Annotated in this window: 13 protein-coding genes; 9 read left to right on the top strand and 4 right to left on the bottom strand. The window is 68.1% G+C overall.

All coding sequences use genetic code 11. The features are described 5' to 3' along the window. Positions 1–14: 14 nt before the first annotated feature. Positions 15–485 carry a YqaA family protein gene (locus ABL838_RS27180; protein ID WP_126023632.1) on the bottom strand — a complete coding sequence of 157 codons (471 nt, stop codon included), beginning with the start codon at positions 483–485 and terminating at the stop codon, positions 15–17. A 174-nt stretch (positions 486–659) separates the two neighbouring features. Here ABL838_RS27180 and dusB point away from each other — a divergent pair, with 174 nt between their 5' ends. From dusB to purH, 3 genes are read left to right on the top strand one after another with little or no spacing between them, the layout of a single operon-like run. Continuing rightward, the gene (gene dusB / locus ABL838_RS27175) at positions 660–1,724 is read left to right on the top strand and encodes a tRNA dihydrouridine synthase DusB (RefSeq protein WP_369660782.1); all 1,065 of its coding nucleotides are present in this window, start codon (positions 660–662) and stop codon (positions 1,722–1,724) included. Between the two features lie 19 nt (positions 1,725–1,743). Further along, on the top strand, positions 1,744–1,980 hold the full coding sequence (locus tag ABL838_RS27170) for a Fis family transcriptional regulator (RefSeq protein ID WP_007838304.1): 237 nt from the start codon (positions 1,744–1,746) through the stop codon (positions 1,978–1,980). 16 nt (positions 1,981–1,996) lie between these two features. Beyond that, positions 1,997–3,604, top strand: coding sequence for a bifunctional phosphoribosylaminoimidazolecarboxamide formyltransferase/IMP cyclohydrolase (gene purH, locus ABL838_RS27165; protein WP_418122762.1), 1,608 nt, complete (start codon positions 1,997–1,999; stop codon positions 3,602–3,604). A 79-nt stretch (positions 3,605–3,683) separates the two neighbouring features. Here the strand turns inward: purH and ABL838_RS27160 are convergent, their stop codons facing one another. From ABL838_RS27160 to thiD, 3 genes are all read right to left on the bottom strand, one after another. Further along, the gene (locus tag ABL838_RS27160; protein WP_418122761.1) at positions 3,684–4,169 is read right to left on the bottom strand and encodes a hypothetical protein; all 486 of its coding nucleotides are present in this window, start codon (positions 4,167–4,169) and stop codon (positions 3,684–3,686) included. 3 nt (positions 4,170–4,172) lie between these two features. Further along, positions 4,173–5,459 carry a glutamate-1-semialdehyde 2,1-aminomutase gene (hemL, locus tag ABL838_RS27155; RefSeq protein ID WP_418122760.1) on the bottom strand — a complete coding sequence of 429 codons (1,287 nt, stop codon included), beginning with the start codon at positions 5,457–5,459 and terminating at the stop codon, positions 4,173–4,175. 101 nt (positions 5,460–5,560) lie between these two features. Further along, the gene (thiD, locus tag ABL838_RS27150) at positions 5,561–6,523 is read right to left on the bottom strand and encodes a bifunctional hydroxymethylpyrimidine kinase/phosphomethylpyrimidine kinase (RefSeq protein ID WP_126023627.1); all 963 of its coding nucleotides are present in this window, start codon (positions 6,521–6,523) and stop codon (positions 5,561–5,563) included. Positions 6,524–6,634: 111 nt separating this feature from the next. Here thiD and ABL838_RS27145 point away from each other — a divergent pair, with 111 nt between their 5' ends. The 6 genes from ABL838_RS27145 to ABL838_RS27120 all read left to right on the top strand — a co-directional run bounded on the left by ABL838_RS27145 (position 6,635) and on the right by ABL838_RS27120 (position 16,982). Beyond that, complete coding sequence (locus ABL838_RS27145) at positions 6,635–6,805, top strand: rubredoxin (RefSeq protein ID WP_007838397.1); 171 nt, start codon at positions 6,635–6,637, stop codon at positions 6,803–6,805. An 84-nt stretch (positions 6,806–6,889) separates the two neighbouring features. Then, the gene (locus ABL838_RS27140) at positions 6,890–7,288 is read left to right on the top strand and encodes a response regulator (RefSeq protein ID WP_093205631.1); all 399 of its coding nucleotides are present in this window, start codon (positions 6,890–6,892) and stop codon (positions 7,286–7,288) included. After that, entirely contained in the window at positions 7,288–7,653 is a 366-nt protein-coding gene (locus tag ABL838_RS27135) for a response regulator (RefSeq protein WP_093304503.1), read from the top strand. The genes ABL838_RS27140 and ABL838_RS27135 overlap by 1 nt, the downstream gene beginning before the upstream one ends. 19 nt (positions 7,654–7,672) lie before the next feature. Next, the gene (locus ABL838_RS27130; RefSeq protein ID WP_126023626.1) at positions 7,673–8,206 is read left to right on the top strand and encodes a chemotaxis protein CheW; all 534 of its coding nucleotides are present in this window, start codon (positions 7,673–7,675) and stop codon (positions 8,204–8,206) included. Positions 8,207–8,248: 42 nt separating this feature from the next. Further along, the gene (locus tag ABL838_RS27125; RefSeq protein ID WP_126023625.1) at positions 8,249–10,558 is read left to right on the top strand and encodes a methyl-accepting chemotaxis protein; all 2,310 of its coding nucleotides are present in this window, start codon (positions 8,249–8,251) and stop codon (positions 10,556–10,558) included. Between the two features lie 184 nt (positions 10,559–10,742). Beyond that, positions 10,743–16,982 (top strand): Hpt domain-containing protein, encoded by a 6,240-nt coding sequence (locus tag ABL838_RS27120; RefSeq protein WP_418122759.1) that lies wholly within the window; start codon positions 10,743–10,745, stop codon positions 16,980–16,982. Positions 16,983–17,013: the final 31 nt, after the last annotated feature.

Below are 17,013 nucleotides of genomic sequence, written 5' to 3'. Positions count from 1 at the left end.
CCGAGGCGGCGGCTTCAGGATGGAAAGACGTACAGCAGCGCGACCGTCATCGTGACGTAGCGCAGGAATTTCCCGATCGCCATATAGGCCACGCATGGCCAGAACGGCAGCTTGAGCCAGCCCGCCACCGCGCACAGCGGATCGCCCACCAGCGGCAGCCAGCTCAGCAGGCAGGCCTTCGGGCCGAGCTTCTCGAGCCAGCCCAGAACGCGCACATGATGTTTCGAGTGCGAGTATTTGTCGGCCACCTTGTGCGCGCCGTAGCCCATCCACCAGTCGACTGCGCCACCCAGCGTGTTGCCCACTGTCGCGACCGCGATGGCGGGCCAGAACATGTCGGGGTTGAGCTTGAGCAGGCCGAAGAGAAATGGCTCGGAGCCCACCGGCAGAAGCGTCGCCGAGACGAAGGCCGCAACGAACAGCGTGGAGAGGCCGACCTGCGGCAGCGCCAGCAGGGCAAGGAGGGAGTCGAGCCAGGCTTGCATAGGGTCGGCGCAGTATAGGCAGCGCCCGCGCCGCAACCGCGTGGGAGAAAGCCCCGGCGCGCACCGGTATTTGTACGGGGTACCGAGGCGCAAATCGTTTCAGTCGCTGAAATGCGGCGTGGCTACAATCGTGCCTCATTTTTCAGCAGCCGAACGCGCACGCTCCCCTTCCAAATGACCTTGCAGATCGGCAACCACACGCTGGAAAACCGCCTGTTCGTCGCGCCCATGGCCGGCGTGACGGACCGGCCCTTCCGCATGCTGTGCCGCGAGCTCGGCGCGGGCTACGCGGTCAGCGAGATGGTCACCTCGCGCAAGGAACTCTGGGGTTCGCTCAAGACCTCTCGGCGCGCCAACCACGACGGCGAGCCGGGCCCCATCGCGGTGCAGATCGCCGGCACCGACGCGGCCATGATGGCGGAGGCCACGGTCTACAACATCGAGCGCGGCGCGCAGATCATCGACATCAACATGGGCTGCCCGGCCAAGAAGGTCTGCAACAAGTGGGCGGGCTCTGCGCTGATGCGCGACGAGCCGCTGGCACTGGAGATCGTGCAGGCCGTGGTCGACGCGGCGCAGCCCTTCGGCGTGCCTGTCACGCTCAAGATGCGCACCGGCTGGAGCCTGGAGCACCGCAACGCGGTGAAGCTGGCGCGAGACTTCGAATCCGCCGGCGTGCAGATGCTCACCGTGCACGGGCGCACGCGCGAGCAGGGCTACAAGGGCTTCGCCGAGTACGACACCATCGCCGCCGTGAAGGCCGCGGTGCGCGTGCCGGTGGTGGCCAACGGCGATATCAATTCACCCGAGAAGGCGCGCGACGTGCTCGCGGTCACCGGCGCCGACGCGGTGATGGTCGGCCGGGCCGCGCAGGGCCGGCCGTGGATCTTCCGCGAGATCGCGCACTTCCTCGAAACCGGCACGCACCGCGCGCCGCCGCTGGTGGTGGAAGTGCGCCGCTTGCTGCTCGACCATCTGGTGGAGCACTATGCGCTCTACGGCGACTACAGCGGTGTGCGCACGGCGCGCAAGCACATCGGCTGGTACGTGCGCACGCTGCCCGATGGCGAGGCGTTTCGCGCTCGCATGAACACCATCGAGGACTGTGCCGAGCAACTGCGCGCGGTCGGCGACTATTTCGACGGGCTGGCGGACCACATGGACCGCATGCCCGTGCAACGCCCGGCGGACGCAGACGCGCCGGGCGAAGAAGAGGAGGCGGCCTGCGCCGTCCATTGAGAGAGGAAAAGAAGAAGCAATGAGCAAGAAACACATCGAGGACTGCGTGCGCACCAGTCTGGACAGCTACTTTCGCGATCTGCGCGGCACCGAACCCGACGGCATGTACGAGATGCTCGTGCGCGTGGTCGAAAAACCCCTGCTCGATGTCGTGATGACGCGCGCCGAGGGCAATCAGTCGAAGGCCGCGCAATGGCTGGGCCTGAACCGCAACACGCTTCGCAAGAAGCTGGTCGAACACAAACTCTTGAAATAACCCCACGGCATATCCAATGGCCCAGACAGCACTCATCTCCGTTTCCGACAAGACCGGCATTCTCGAATTCGCACAGGCACTGCATGCGCTGGGCATCAAGCTGCTGTCCACCGGCGGCACCGCCAAGCTGCTCGCCGACGCGGGCCTGCCCGTCACCGAGGTGGCCGACCACACCGGCTTTCCCGAAATGCTCGACGGCCGCGTGAAGACGCTGCACCCAAAGATCCATGGCGGCCTGCTGGCGCGCCGCGACCTGCCCGCGCACGTCGCCGCCATCGAGGAACACGGCATCGACACCATCGACCTGCTGGTGGTCAACCTGTATCCGTTCGAGGCCACCGTGGCCAAGCCCGGCTGCACGCTGGAAGACGCGATCGAGAACATCGACATCGGCGGCCCGGCCATGGTGCGCAGCGCGGCCAAGAACTGGAAGGACGTGGGCGTGCTGACCGACTCCTCGCAGTACGCCGTGGCGCTGGCCGAGCTGAAGGCGAACGGCAAGCTCAGCGACAAGACCAAGTTCGCGTTCTCGGTGGCCGCGTTCAACCGCATCGCCGACTACGACGGCGCGATCAGCGATTACCTCTCGGCCATCGACTTCGACGCCAGCATCGGCCAGCCCGCGCCGAAGCGCTCGCTCTTCCCGGCGCAGAGCAACGGCCGCTTCGTGAAGGTGCAGGACCTGCGCTACGGCGAGAACCCGCACCAGCAGGCCGCGTTCTATCGCGACCTGCATCCGGCGCCCGGCTCGCTGGTGTCGGCGAAGCAGCTGCAGGGCAAGGAGCTGAGCTACAACAACATCGCCGATGCCGACGCGGCATGGGAATGCGTGAAGAGCTTCGACGTGCCCGCCTGCGTGATCGTGAAGCACGCCAACCCCTGCGGCGTCGCCATCGGCAAGGACGCAGCCGAGGCCTATTCCAAGGCCTTCAAGACCGACCCGACCTCGGCCTTCGGCGGCATCATCGCCTTCAACCGCCCGGTGGATGGTGCGACCGCGCAGGAGATCGCCAAGCAGTTCGTCGAAGTGCTGATGGCGCCGGGCTACACGCCCGATGCGCTCGAGGTGTTCCAGGCCACCAAGGCCAAGCTGAACGTGCGTGTGCTGGAAATCGCACTGCCCAAGGGCGGCACGACCGACTGGGACAACGGCCGCAACGCCATGGACGTCAAGCGCGTCGGCTCGGGCCTGCTGATCCAGACGGCCGACAACCACGAGCTCGCCGCCAGCGACCTCAAGGTGGTCAGCAAGAAGCAGCCCACGCCGCAGCAGCTGCAGGACCTGCTGTTCGCATGGAAGGTCGCCAAGTACGTGAAGAGCAACGCGATCGTGTTCTGCGCCAACGGCATGACCATGGGCGTGGGCGCGGGCCAGATGAGCCGCCTCGATTCGGCGCGCATCGCCAGCATCAAGGCCGAGCATGCCGGCCTTTCGCTGAAGGACACCGCAGTGGCCAGCGATGCCTTCTTCCCGTTCCGCGACGGCCTCGACGTGGTGGTCGACGCGGGCGCGAGCTGCGTGATCCAGCCGGGCGGCTCGATGCGCGACCAGGAAGTCATCGACGCCGCCGACGAGCGCGGCGTGGTGATGGTGCTGTCGGGCGTGCGCCACTTCCGTCACTGACGGGGAAGGCGCGGCCTCCACGAGAAAAAGCCGGCAGCGATGCCGGCTTTTTCAATGGCGGCGACGGTTGCGGTTGCCGCTACTCGTGGTCGCCGAAGCGGTACTTAAGCTGGAAAGTTACCGCGCCGTACAACCGGTTCTTGATCGTCGGCACGTATGCGATGTTCAGGCCCCAGTTCTTGCCTTCGATGGCCGCCACCGGAAGGATGGCCGGGAACCAGTTGCCGTTGCGGTAGTTGGGGTAGCCGTCGAAGCCGCCGACCACGGCACCGAACTTCACGCCGTAGAACTCGAAGGGCAGCGCGTACAGGCCCACGTAGTTCGACTGCCTCCGGTCGCTGTTGCGGAAGGTGCCCGCCGTGATGCGGAAGGTGTCGTTCAGCGGGTACTCGAAGCCCAGTCCCTGGTTGACGTTCTCCAGGCCCTTGCCGCTGTCGAAGTGGGCCGAATAGAAGCCGGGGTTGATCCAGATGTTCTTGGGATCGAAGGACGACTCCTGCGCTGACGCGAAGCCGGGAATGAGAAGAGCGATGCTCAGGACCGGCAGCGTGCGCAGGGAGTTCATGGGCTAGGGTGTCCTGAAGATTTGTCGTGCGGCTTCGATGGTGGCGGCGATGTCGTCGTCGCTGTGTGCCGCGCTCACGAAACCTGCTTCGTAAAGCGCGGGCGCAATATACACGCCGCGATCCAGCAGACCGTGAAACAACGCATTGAACTTCGCGTTGTCGGTTGTCATCACGGTGGCATAGTTCTGCGGCAGGTCCTTCATCAGGAAGAAGCCGAACATGCCGCCTTCGCTGTCGGCGCTGAAGGGCTGGCCTTCGGCTGCGGCGGCGGCCTTGAGCCCTTCGACCAGCGAGCGCGTCTTCTTGCCGAGCGCTTCGTAGAAACCGGGCTTCGCGATTTCCTTCAGCGTGGCGAGCCCGCAGGCCGTGGCCACCGGGTTGCCCGACAGCGTGCCGGCCTGGTAGACCGGCCCCAGCGGCGCGAGCTGCTCCATGATCGCGCGCGGGCCGCCGAAGGCCGCGAGCGGCATGCCGCCGCCGATGACCTTGCCGAGCACCGTGAGATCGGGCTTGATGCCCAGCACGCCCTGCGCGCCATGCAGGCCCACACGAAAGCCCGTCATCACCTCGTCGAAGACCAGCAGGGCGCCGTGCTGCGTGCAGAGCTCGCGGCAGCGGCGGGCGAACTCGGGCGTGGCGCGCACGAAGTTCATGTTGCCGGCGATGGCCTCGATCATCAGGCAGGCGATGTCCTTGCCGTGCAGCGCGAAGGCTTCTTCCAGCTGCTGCAGGTTGTTGTACTCGAGCACGATGGTGTGCTGCACCACCTCGGGCGGCACGCCGGCGGAGGTGGGGTTGCCGAAGGTGGCGAGGCCGGAGCCGGCCTTCACCAGCAGCGCGTCGGCGTGGCCGTGGTAGCAGCCTTCGAACTTGACGATGCTCTTGCGGCCGGTGGCGCCGCGCGCCAGGCGCAGGGCGCTCATGGCGGCCTCGGTGCCGGAGCTGACCAGCCGCACCATCTCCATCGACGGCACCAGCGCGAGGATGGCCTCTGCCAGTTCGACCTCGCGCTCGGTCGGCGCGCCGTACGAGAAGCCTTCGAGCACGGCCTTCTGCACGGCCTCGACCACGGCGGGGTGGCCATGGCCCAGGATCATCGGGCCCCAGGAGCCGATGTAGTCGATGTAGCGCTTGTCGTTGGCGTCCCAGAAATAGGCGCCCTGGGCGCGCTGGACGAAGCGGGGCGTGCCGCCCACGGCCTTGAAGGCGCGCACGGGCGAGTTCACGCCGCCGGGAATCACGGCGCGGGCGCGCTCGAAAAGAATGTCGTTGCGATCAGTACTTGGCATCGGGACTCAGCAGAGGTTTTCAGTGGGGCCGCCGCGCACGGCCGCCCCGGTAGGGGCGAAGCGACACGGAGTGCGCGCAGCCTGGGGGGCGAGCAACATTTTCAGTGCCGGGTGTCGTGCGGGGGCAGGGCGAAGTCCGGCGGGGCGTCGGGATCGTCGTCGCCTTCCTCCGGCTCGGGCTCGGCCCAGAAGAGGCGATCGGGCAGCACATGGCCCATGCCCGGCCGGAAGCCCGCGTCGAGGCAGCGGTCCATGTAGGCCAGCGCTTCCGTGGTCGCGGCCACGAGGTCGGTGCCGCTGGCGAGCAGGGCGGCCAGCGCGGCCGACAGGGTGTCGCCCGCGCCCGCGAAGACGGCCTCTAGCCGCTCGTACTTCTCGCTGGCGAGCACCGACTGCGGCGAGGCCAGCACGTTGTCTATGAACTGGTCGGGCAGCATCAGGCCGGTGACCAGCGTGTAGGGCACGCCGAACTCGCCGGCGGCCTTGGCGATGTCGCGCGCGCCGGGCGGACGGTCGCCGTTCCAGTCCGGAAGCAGCCAGCGCCACAGGGTACTGTGGTTTCCAACCAACACTGTCGTCTGAGGCAGGACGAGCTCGCGAAAAGCGTCCAGATAGGGCTCGATCAGGTTCTCGTCCCACCAGGAAAGATTGGGCATGTAGGCCACCACGGGCACCTCCGGATAGTCGGCGGCGGTTTCCGCGATGGTGCTCAGCGCCTCGGTGGTGCCGGCGAAGCCGACCTTGATCAGCTGTACCTCCACGTCCTCCAGGATGGCGCGCGCCTGCTCGGCGATGGCCTCCTCGTCGAAGGGGAAGTGATCGAAAATCTCGGCTGTGTCCCGGGCGTAGGCGCCCGTGACGACGGGCAGGATGTGTGCGCCTACCGACCCCATGGCCAGGGCATCGGCGCCCAGCCCGCCCGCACCGCTGGGATCGCTGGCATTGAACACCAGCACGCAGGGGGGATTCAGGTCGTGCTCGGCCGGCTCGCCGGCATCCTGCGAGGGATCGTTAAGATCGCCCGGTTTGCGGGCGTCGTCTGCTGGAAGTAAGTAGATGGTCATACGCCGTGCGGAATCCTCTGGATGGTGGCATAGGCGCGACGTTTACAGTCTGCCAGAGAGATACGCATAGATACACTCGTTGCATTTAATGAACAAGGACTTTAAGCTCCGATGAACACGAAAACTTGGATGTGCCTGATTTGTGGGTGGATCTATGACGAAGCGGTTGGTGTACCGGAAGATGGCATCGCGGCAGGCACGGCCTGGGCCGATGTTCCGATGAACTGGACCTGTCCTGAGTGCGGTGCGCGCAAGGAAGACTTCGAAATGGTTGAAATCTGAAAGCATGGCATAGATAGAGCTACGCGGTCTGCGTCGATGTTCGGCGCGGCGGGCTTCCAAGTCTCATGAGCAGGAGCGTTTGCAATGGGCCCGAATGGATCTGGTTACAAGGTGCTTGTCATTGACGACAGCAACACCATCCGGCGCAGTGCCGAGATTTTTCTGAAGCAGGGTGGGCACGAGGTTCTTCTCGCCGAAGACGGCTTCGACGCGCTCTCCAAGGTTAACGACCACAAGCCGCATCTGATTTTCTGCGACATCCTGATGCCGCGCCTGGACGGCTACCAGACCTGCGCCATCATCAAGCGCAACGCCCACTTTTCCAACGTCCCGGTCGTCATGCTGTCGTCGAAAGACGGTGTATTCGACAAGGCACGCGGCCGCATGGTCGGTTCCCAGGACTACCTGACCAAGCCTTTCACCAAAGACCAGCTGCTGCAGGCCGTGCAGCAGTTTGGCACCGTTCAACAGGAAGTGCAGTAATGCCCATTCGAAAAATCCTCGTCGTCGACGACTCCAAGACGGAACTGGTGTTCCTGTCCGACCTCCTCCAGAAGAACGGCTTCGCCGTCAAGACGGCTGAAAACGCCGACGACGCCATGCGCCGCCTCGAGGAAGAGCACCCCGACCTGATCCTCATGGACGTGGTCATGCCCGGCCAGAACGGCTTCCAGCTCACGCGCGCCATCGCCCGCGACCCGAAGTACGCCGCGATCCCGATCATCCTGTGCACCAGCAAGAACCAGGAGACCGACCGCGTCTGGGGCATGCGCCAGGGCGCCCGCGACTACATCGTGAAGCCGGTCAACGCCGCCGACCTGATGTCCAAGATCAGCGCCCTGAACTGAGCGAAAGCCTGCCGAGTCCATGGCGAATCGCGATGCTCTGAGAGCCTTCCAGTCCCGGCTGGCGAGCCGCCTGCAGGCCGCTCGCACGACGGGGGTGGCCGCCACCTGGCTGGCGGTCGAGGCCGGCGAGGGCAAATACCTCTTTCCGCTGGGACACGCCGGCGAGATCTTTCCCTGGACGCCGCCGCAGCCCGTGCCCTACACGCAGCCGTGGTTCCTCGGCGTTGCCAACCTGCGCGGCGGCCTCTACGGCGTCGTGCAGCTTGCGGCGTTCGCCACCGGCGTTCCTGTCGCGCTGGCCGCCACCGAGGCGGCGCGCATCCAGTCGCGGCTCGTTGCTTTCAACGAGCTGCTCGAAGTCAACTGCGCTTTGCTGGTCGATCGACTGGCGGGGTTGCGGGGGGCGGAGGCCTTCACGGCATCCGAGCCTCCTGGCGCAGAAGCACCTGCCTGGCACGGGCATCTGTTTACCGATGCAGCGGGGGAGCGCTGGCAGGAAGTCAACCTGCAGGCGCTTTCGCAGCAACCCCAGTTTTTGAGCATTGGTGCGTAGTGCCGCCGCACGCCGTACCGGAAACCACCTGAAGGACCGACCGTGAGCTCGATCGCCGACAAGTTCAAGAAATTACTGCCCGTGAACAACGGGAACGACAAGGCCCGCGTCGATGGCTCCGGTTCGATATCGCTCGACGATGTCGATACCGTCCAGGTTCCGGACGAGAAAACCGTGCGCCTCGCCAGGAAGGGCTCCGCGGCCCCCGACACCAGCTTCGGCGACGTCGACCTGCCCGGCGGCGGCGACGCAGCCAACGAGCCCGGCGCCGCGCCTGCCGAAGTCGCGCCCGACGCCACCGGCGGCCGCGCGGGCTCCAACCCCGCGAAGCAGCAGCGTATCCTGGCCATCATGCTGGCGGTCGTGGTGCTGCTGCTGCTGCTGGTCGCAGGCTCCGCAATTCTTCGCGCCGAACGCCTCGCGCAGCAGGTGGCGGCCACCGGCCAGTCGCTGATGCAGTCGCAGCGTCTCGCCAAGTCGATCTCGCAGGCCCTCGTGGGCAGCGCCTCGGCCTTCGTCGAAGTGAAGGACGCCGCGGACGACCTCACGCGCCGCGTGCAGGGCCTGACCAACGGCGACGACTCGCTGCGCCTGGAGCGCGTGGGCAACCAGTACGACGAGGAGATGAACAAGATCAATCCCCTCGTCACCCGTGCCGACGCCAGCGCCAAGGTCGTGCTGGCCCAGCGCCAGATCCTGACGCAGGTGGGTGCCGCTCTGCGCGACATCAACCAGCAGTCGTCCACGCTGCTCGAGATGACGGAAACCGTCGCCTCGCTGAAGATGCAGCAGAACGCCACGCTGCCCGAGATCTCGGCCGCCGGCCAACTCGTGATGCTGACGCAGCGCATCGGCAAGTCGACCAACGAGTTCTTCACGGTCGAGGGTGTGAACCCGGACGCCGTGTTCCTGCTGGGCAAGGACCTGAACACCTTCCAGGAAACCACCCGCGGCCTGCTCGACGGCAATGCGCAGCAGCGCTTCCCCGGCTCGAAGGACCCGCAGACGCGCCAGCAGCTCGAAGCCATCCTGAAGACCTACGAACAGATGCGCACGCAGGCATCGGCCATTCTGGGCAACCTGCAGGGCCTGGTGGCCGCGCGCGAAGCGCAGGCATCGATCCTGACCGACAGCGAGCCGCTGCGCAAGTCGCTGGGCGACCTGCAGGAAAAGCTCTCCGCCCGCACCGGCCTGGGCGCCGGCACCATCGTGCTGCTGTTCGTGCTGTCGCTGGCCGCCCTGGCACTCGCCGGCGCCATCGGTTTCGTGCAGGTGCGCGAAGGCCGCGAACGCGCCGCCGTCGCCGAACGCGAGCGTCTGGCCGCCGAACAGGCTTCCGACGAAGCCAGCCGCGTGAACAACGCCAACCAGGCCGCCATTCTTCGGCTGATGAACGAACTGCAGACAGTGGCCGAAGGCGACCTGACGCAGGAAGCGACCGTGACCGAGGACATCACCGGCGCCATCGCCGACTCGGTGAACTACACGGTGGAAGAACTGCGACTGCTGGTGGGCAACGTGCAGAACACGGCAACCCGCGTGGCGCAGACCACGTCGCAGGTGGAAAACACCTCCACCGAACTGCTGGCGGCATCGACCGAACAGCTGCGCGAGATTCGCGAAACCGGCCAGTCGGTGCTGACCATGGCCGAGCGAATCAACGGCGTGTCCACCCAGGCGCAAGAGTCCGCCACCGTGGCGCGCCAGTCGCTGCAGGCTGCGTCGTCGGGTCTGCAGGCCGTGCAGAACGCCATCGGCGGTATGAACTCCATCCGCGACCAGATCCAGGAAACCTCCAAGCGGATCAAGCGCCTGGGCGAATCCTCGCAGGAGATCGGTGAAATCACGGAGCTGATCTCGGACATTACCGAACAGACGAACGTGCTGGCCCTGAACGCCGCCATTCAGGCAGCGTCCGCCGGTGAAGCCGGCCGAGGCTTCTCGGTGGTGGCGGAAGAAGTTCAGCGGCTGGCCGAACGCTCCGCGGACGCCACGCGCCAGATCTCGGCGCTGGTGAAGGCGATTCAGACCGACACGCAGGACGCGGTGGGCGCCATGGAGCGTTCCACGCAGGGTGTGGTCGAAGGGGCCAAGCTGTCCGACAACGCGGGTACCGCGCTGTCCGAGATCGACCGCGTGTCGCGCCGACTCGCCGACCTCATCGAGCAGATCTCGCAATCCGCCTCCCGCGAAGCCGATTCGGCCAACGTGGTGGCCGCGAACATCCAGCACATCTTCGCGGTGACGGAACAGACCGGAGAAGGTACGCGTACCACGGCACAGCAGGTGCGCGAACTCTCGCAGATGGCCGAAGAACTGCGCCGATCGGTTGCCCGTTTCAAGATTGCGTGATGACGCTCTCCCCCAGCCTTCGCGCACTTCGTGTCGCTGCGGCAGCCCCCTTCCGGGGGCAACACCGGCGGCCCGGCAAAGCCGGTTCCGCGGTGTTTCGTGAAGTGGCCGCGACGGCCTTGTGCATTCGGGGCGCATCGCGCCCATTGAAAAACTGACAGTCAAAGAACGGCGAGCACCCAACGTGTCGATTCAAACCCCTGCCACGGCCCCTCACGCCGGCAACACGCCGGTCACCGAAGACCTCGGGCCGCTGGCCTGGGTGCTGGGAGAAATCCAGAAATCCCTTGACGGTGTAGGCAAGTCGTTGCGGCGCTTCGTTCGCGAAGTGGATGCCGCCGCGTCCGAGCCCGAGGCCGGCCCGCTGCAGATGGCCCGCCAGCAGTTGCACCAGGCCGTCGGCGCGCTCCAGATGGTGGGGCATTCCTCGCCCGCGCTGGTGCTCGGCGCCATCGAGTTCGCGGTGCAGGGCTTCATCGCCGAGCCGCAGCGCTGCACCGAAGCCGCGGTGCTCAAGATCGAGCGTGCGGGCTTCGCCGTCACCGACTTCCTCGGCGCGCTGCTGGCCGGCAAGCCGGTGTCGTCGGTCGCGCTGTTTCCGCAGTACCGCGACGTCCTCGAACTGGTCGGCAACGAGCGCGTGCACCCGGCCGACCTGTGGAGCACCGCCTGGCGCTGGGTCGAGATCAAGCCCGCGGTCACGCAGGCTGCCGTCGCCTACGACCCGGCCGTGCGCTCGCGCCTCGACCGCGAGGTGCTGCAGCTCGTCAAGAGCGGCGACACGCAGGCCGCGCGCCGGCTGCATGCGCTGTGCCTGGGCCTCGGCCGCGGCGCGCTGCTGCCTCGCGTCTCCAGCTTCTGGACCCTGGCCGCGGGCTTTTTCGAGGCCCTGGCAGCCGGGCTGATCCAGCCCGACGCCTACGTCAAGCGCGCCGCCTCCCGTGTGCTGCTGCAATACGCCACGCTCGCGCGCGGCGACAGCCTCGTGTCCGACCGGCTGGGCCAGGACCTGCTCTTCTTCTGCGCGCAGGCCGTGCCCGCCGTGGGCGACGATGCCGCCACGCTGCGCACCGTGCGCACCGCCTGGGGCATCTCGGGCGAACAGCGCGTCGACTACAACGCCGAGCAGTTCGGCCGCTTCGATCCGCTCGTGCTGCAGCAAGCGCGCAAGCGTATCGAGACCGCCAAGGAAATGTGGTCGGCGCTCTCGGGCGGCGACATCACCCGCACCCGCCAGGTGGCGGACACCTTCGCGCAGCTGGGCGAATCGCTGCAGAAGCTGCATCCGCCGAGCCTGCCGATGGTGCAGGCCCTGACCCACGCGGTCGAGGCCTCCGTGCGTTCCGGCCAGGCGCCGGGTACCGAGCTCGCGATGGAAGTCGCCACCTCGGTGCTCTACCTCGAAGCCGCGCTCGAAGACCTCGACCCGAGCGATCCCCAGCTCACCGCCCGCACGCTGCAGCTCGCGGGCCGCATCGAGCGCGTGCGCGCCGGCGGCCACTCCGAGCCGCTCGAGCCGTGGATGGAGGACCTCTACCGCCGCGTGAGCGACCGCCAGACCATGGGCACCGTGGTCGACGAGCTGCGCAGCCACCTGAGCGAACTCGAGAAGTCGCTCGACCAGTATTTCCGCCGCCCGGCCGAGAAGGGCCTGCTGCGCACCGTGCCGACGCAGCTCATGCAGATGCGCGGCGTATTCTCCGTGCTCGGCCTCGACCAGGCCGCGCTCACCGTCCAGCGCATGCGCGAGGACGTCGAGGCGATGCTCGTCAGCACCTCGCCGGCCGAGGAAATGGCCGGCTTCGACGCGCTGGGCAACAACCTCGGCGCGCTGGGCTTCCTGATCGACATGCTGGGCTACCAGCCCGCGCTGGCCAAGCGCCTGTTCGTGTTCGACGCCGAGGCGGGCGAACTCAAGCCGCTGATGGGCCGCCAGGCTGCCGAGGCCGAGAGCGGCGAGGGCGCCGCCGCGGGCCAGGCGCCCGCCGCCGAGGCCGTGCTCAGCATCGAGGAAGTCGACGCGCAGATCGCCTCCAAGCTCGCGGCGCTCGCCGCGCCCAAGGCCAAGCCTTCGCCGATCGAGGAATTCAGCAAGAAGGCCGACAGCTGGACCCACAAGATCACCGGCCCGGCCGAGCTGCCCGACACCGAAGTCACCGAGCTCGAAGAAGACGACCTGCAGAACATCTTCCTCGAAGAGGCGCGCGAGGTCGTGCAGAACGGCCTGGCCGCCATCGAGGAACTCGGCAGCTACCCGGACGACACCGAGGAGCTCACGATCCTGCGGCGTGCCTTCCACACGCTCAAGGGAAGCTCGCGCATGGTCGGCCTCACCGAGTTCGGCGATGCCGCATGGTCGCTCGAACAGGTGCTCAACACCTGGCTGGCCGACCAGCGCCCCGCCACGCCGGCGCTGCTGGAAGGCACCGAACGCACGATGAAGGACTTCGGCCAGTGGGTCGAAGCCATCGCCGCGGGCTCCGCGCAGGGCTGGAAGTCCGCGCCGTTCAGCCGCGTGGCCAATGCATTGCTGGCCGGCGAGCCCGTGCCCCCGCCGGTGCGCGTGGCCGACGCGGAGGCCCTGGCGGTCGCCGCGCGCCACATCGCCGCCGAGGCGCCGATGTCCGCGCCCGCGCCGCTCGAAGTTCCCGCGCCGGTGGCGCCCGCACCGGTCGCGGCGGAACTGCCGCCCCTGCGCCTGCCCGACCTGCCGGACCTGTCGTTCACCACGCAGGCTCCGGCGCCCGTGCAGGCGCCTGCACCGGCCGCGGCCCCCGAGATCCCGCCGCTCCAGACCCTGGACTGGCAGGTGCCGGAGCCCGCGAAGGCCGGCACGCCCGAGGCCGACGACGATTTCACGTCGACCGACTTCATCGACTTCGATGCCAAGCCGCAGGCCGAAGAACCCGCGCCGCTGGTCCTGCCCAGCGGCGAGATGTTCGACTTCCTCGCGCCGCCCGCCAGGACGCCCGCGACCGTCGAACTCAAGCAGGAACCCGCCGAACTGGCGACTCCGCCGGCTCCCGCGGCCGAACCCATCGCCGCCACCGTGCCCACCACCGCCGGCCTGCCCGATCTGCAATGGGAGCCCGAGCCGCTGCCCGTGCAGGCTGCGGAACCCGTCGTCGAGCCGGAGCACGTTTCCGTTCCCGAAGTGGTCGAGGCGGTGGAAGCTCCGCTGCCGGTGGAAGAGCCGGTCGCCGTGCCCGAGCCGCAACTGGCGGTCGAGCCCGAAGCCGAACCCCAGCCTGCCCCGGTGGCTGCGGCCGAGGAAGCCCTCGTGCCCATCTTCGAGGCACCGGCCGCTCCCGCCGAGGCGCAGATCCTCGTCGCCGATGCGGTCGAGGCCCCGGCGCCGGAACCCGTGACGAGCGTCGAGGCGGCTCAGCCCGTCGAAGCCCTCGAAGCCGCCGCTCCTGCAGTGCCGCAGGAAAGCGCCGACGACCAGGTCAAGGTCATCGGCCCGCTGCGCATCGGCATCCAGCTCTACAACGTCTACCTCAACGAGGCCGACGAATGGTCCCGCCAGCTCGCCACCGATGTCGGCGAGTGGGCGCTCGAGTCGCATGAGCGCATGCCCGACTCGACCATCGCGCTGGCCCATTCGCTGGCCGGCAGCTCGGCCACCGTCGGCTTCCACAGCCTCTCGGGCATGGCCCGCCTGTTCGAGGCCGCGCTGCAGCACCTGCAGATGCAGGGCAGCGGCACGCGCGAGCAGGGCACGGTGCTGGTGGCCGCGGCCGACGAACTGCGCCGCCTGCTACACCAGTTCGCCGTCGGCCTGCTGCGCGATCCGGCGGAAGGCACGCTGCAGGCGCTGCGCGACATCGCCAACTCGCCGATGCCCACCGAGGTGGCCATGCGCGCCGAAGCCCGTCCGCTGCCGCAGGTGGTGGTCAGCGAGCCGGTCGCCGACGTGGCGCTGGACGATTCCGAAGACGCCATCGACCTGGCCGACGCGGTCGACGTCGACCTGTTCCCGATCTTCGAGGAAGAGGCGGCCGAACTGCTGCCCCAGCTCGGCGAAGCGCTGCGCCAGTGGGCGCACCACCCCGACGACAGCGCGCCGCGTGCCTCGGTGCTGCGCACGCTGCACACGCTCAAGGGCAGCGCGCGGCTGGCCGGCGCCATGCGCCTGGGCGAGCGCGCGCACCGCATGGAGTCCGAGATCGAGGTCCTGGGTTCCCAGGGCGCCGAGCGGGCCGACATCGAGAAGCTGCTGATGCGCCTCGACACCCTGCAGGCCACCTTCGACGCGCTGCGCGCGGCCGACGACGCCACGCAGGTCGAGCTGGCCCAGATCGTGGCCGCGGCCACCTCGTCGGCGCCCGTCACCGTCGCATCCCAGGCGCCCGAAGCCGGCGTGCCGGCGAACGACGAGACCGCAGCCTCCGTGGCGAGCCTGGACGACCAGCCCGCCGCCGAAGCCGCTGCGGCTCCCGAAGCGGCAGCGGCCGACGCCCCCGCCACGCTGCAGCCGCGCCCCGCGCCGGCCGCCCTGGTGGCACCGCTGCGCGCCGCGACCGGCCAGGCGGTGCGCATCCGCACCCAGTTGCTCGACCGCCTGGTCGCGCAGACCGGCGAGGTCATCATCACGCGTTCGCGCCTGGAGGCCGAACTCGGCCAGCTGCGCGGCTCGCTGTCCGACCTCACGGGCAACCTCGACCGCCTGCGCCAGCAGCTGCGCGACATCGAAGTGCAGGCCGAAAGCCAGATGCAGTCGCGCCTCGCGCAGGCCAAGGACTCGCAGCAGAGCTTCGACCCGCTGGAGTTCGACCGATTCACCCGCGTGCAGGAGCTCACGCGCATGATGGCCGAGTCGGTGAACGACGTGGCCACCGTGCAGCGCACCCTTCAGAAGACGGTGCAGGCGACGGAAGACGACCTCAGCGTGCAGGCGCGCCAGACGCGCGAACTGCAGCGCGGCCTGCTGCGCACGCGAATGGTGGAGTTCGAAGGCATCTCCGACCGCCTCTACCGCGTGGTGCGCCAGGCCTCGAAGGACACCGGCAAGCAGGTGCGTCTGGACATCGTCGGCGGTTCCATCGAAATGGACCGCGGCGTGCTCGACCGGATGACGCCTGCCTTCGAGCACCTGCTGCGCAACTGCGTGGCCCACGGCATCGAGGATTCGGCCGTGCGCGAGAAGGCCGGCAAGGACGCCAGCGGCCTGATCGTCATCGACCTGCACCACGAAGGCAACGACGTGTCGGTGAGCTTCCGCGACGACGGCGCCGGCCTCGACCACAAGCGCATCGCCGAGCGTGCCCGCACGCTGGGCCTGCTGGGCGCCGACCAGGAACTCACGGCCGAAGAGGCCACCGAGCTGATCTTCAAGCCCGGTTTCTCGACGGCGGGGCAGGTTTCCGAACTCGCCGGCCGCGGCATCGGCATGGACGTGGTGCGCGCGCAGATCGCGGCGCTCGGCGGCCGCATCGAGACGCACAGCACCCAGGGCCAGGGCACCACCTTCAAGCTGGTGCTGCCACTGACCACCGCCGTGACGCACGTGGTGATGCTGCGCGCGGGTGAGGTGTCCATCGGCGTGCCGTCGAACCTGGTGGAACTGGTGCAGCGCGTGGGCTCGACCGACCTCGAGGCCGCCTACCTGAACAACAGCCATCCCTTCGGCAGCGAGCACGTGCCGTTCTACTGGACCGGCGCGCTGCTGCAGGCGTCCACCCGCAGCGAGCACGGCCTGGCCAAGAACAACACCATCGTGGTCGTGCGAAGCGCGGCGCAGCGCGTCGCCCTGCACGTGGACGAAGTGCTGGGCAACCAGGAAGTCGTGGTGAAGAACCTCGGCCCGCAGCTGGCGCGGCTGCCTGGTCTGGCCGGCATCTCGGTGCTGGCCTCGGGCGCGGTGGCGCTGATCTACAACCCGGTGGCACTGGCCGCGGTGCATGGCGAGCAGGCGCGCGAGCGCCAGGCCGCAGCCGCGATCGCGGCAACCTCGGCGGCGCAGGCCGCGACCGCTGCGGTCGAGCACGGCGCACCGCAGGAGCCGTCGCAGGCGCTGGCACCGGTGGTGCCGCAGATCCCGCTGGTGCTGGTGGTGGACGACTCCATCACCGTGCGCCGCGTCACGCAGCGCCTGCTGCAGCGCGAAGGCTATCGCGTGTCCCTCGCGGCCGACGGCCTGCAGGCGCTCGAACGGCTTCAGCAGGAACGCCCGGCGGTGGTGCTGTCGGACATCGAGATGCCGCGCATGGACGGCTTCGACCTGGCCCGCAACATCCGCGCCGACGCGGCCCTGGCCGAGCTGCCGATCATCATGATCACCTCGCGCATCGCCGAGAAGCACCGCGACTACGCGCGCACGCTGGGCGTGAACCACTACCTCGGCAAGCCGTACTCGGAAGAGGAGCTGCTGCGCCTGGTGCGGGCGTACACGAGCGAACCGGCGCTGGCGGCTGCCGCCTGACGCGCCGCGCTCCATCAAAGAAAAGGGCCTT

The organism is Variovorax sp. 160MFSha2.1 (assembly GCF_048305075.1).
Taxonomy (GTDB): Bacteria; Pseudomonadota; Gammaproteobacteria; order Burkholderiales; family Burkholderiaceae_C; genus Variovorax; species Variovorax guangxiensis.
This window is presented reverse-complemented; position numbering and strand designations above follow the sequence as displayed.

Coding starts and splice junctions, on each gene's coding strand:
- ABL838_RS27140 (WP_093205631.1), top strand. CDS start 6,890: ATGGGCCCGAATGGATCTGGTTACAAGGTGCTTGTCATTGACGACAGC.
- dusB (WP_369660782.1), top strand. CDS start 660: ATGACCTTGCAGATCGGCAACCACACGCTGGAAAACCGCCTGTTCGTC.
- ABL838_RS27135 (WP_093304503.1), top strand. CDS start 7,288: ATGCCCATTCGAAAAATCCTCGTCGTCGACGACTCCAAGACGGAACTG.
- ABL838_RS27160 (WP_418122761.1), bottom strand. CDS start 4,169: ATGAACTCCCTGCGCACGCTGCCGGTCCTGAGCATCGCTCTTCTCATT.
- ABL838_RS27145 (WP_007838397.1), top strand. CDS start 6,635: ATGAACACGAAAACTTGGATGTGCCTGATTTGTGGGTGGATCTATGAC.
- purH (WP_418122762.1), top strand. CDS start 1,997: ATGGCCCAGACAGCACTCATCTCCGTTTCCGACAAGACCGGCATTCTC.
- ABL838_RS27170 (WP_007838304.1), top strand. CDS start 1,744: ATGAGCAAGAAACACATCGAGGACTGCGTGCGCACCAGTCTGGACAGC.
- hemL (WP_418122760.1), bottom strand. CDS start 5,459: ATGCCAAGTACTGATCGCAACGACATTCTTTTCGAGCGCGCCCGCGCC.
- ABL838_RS27130 (WP_126023626.1), top strand. CDS start 7,673: ATGGCGAATCGCGATGCTCTGAGAGCCTTCCAGTCCCGGCTGGCGAGC.
- ABL838_RS27180 (WP_126023632.1), bottom strand. CDS start 485: ATGCAAGCCTGGCTCGACTCCCTCCTTGCCCTGCTGGCGCTGCCGCAG.
- thiD (WP_126023627.1), bottom strand. CDS start 6,523: ATGACCATCTACTTACTTCCAGCAGACGACGCCCGCAAACCGGGCGAT.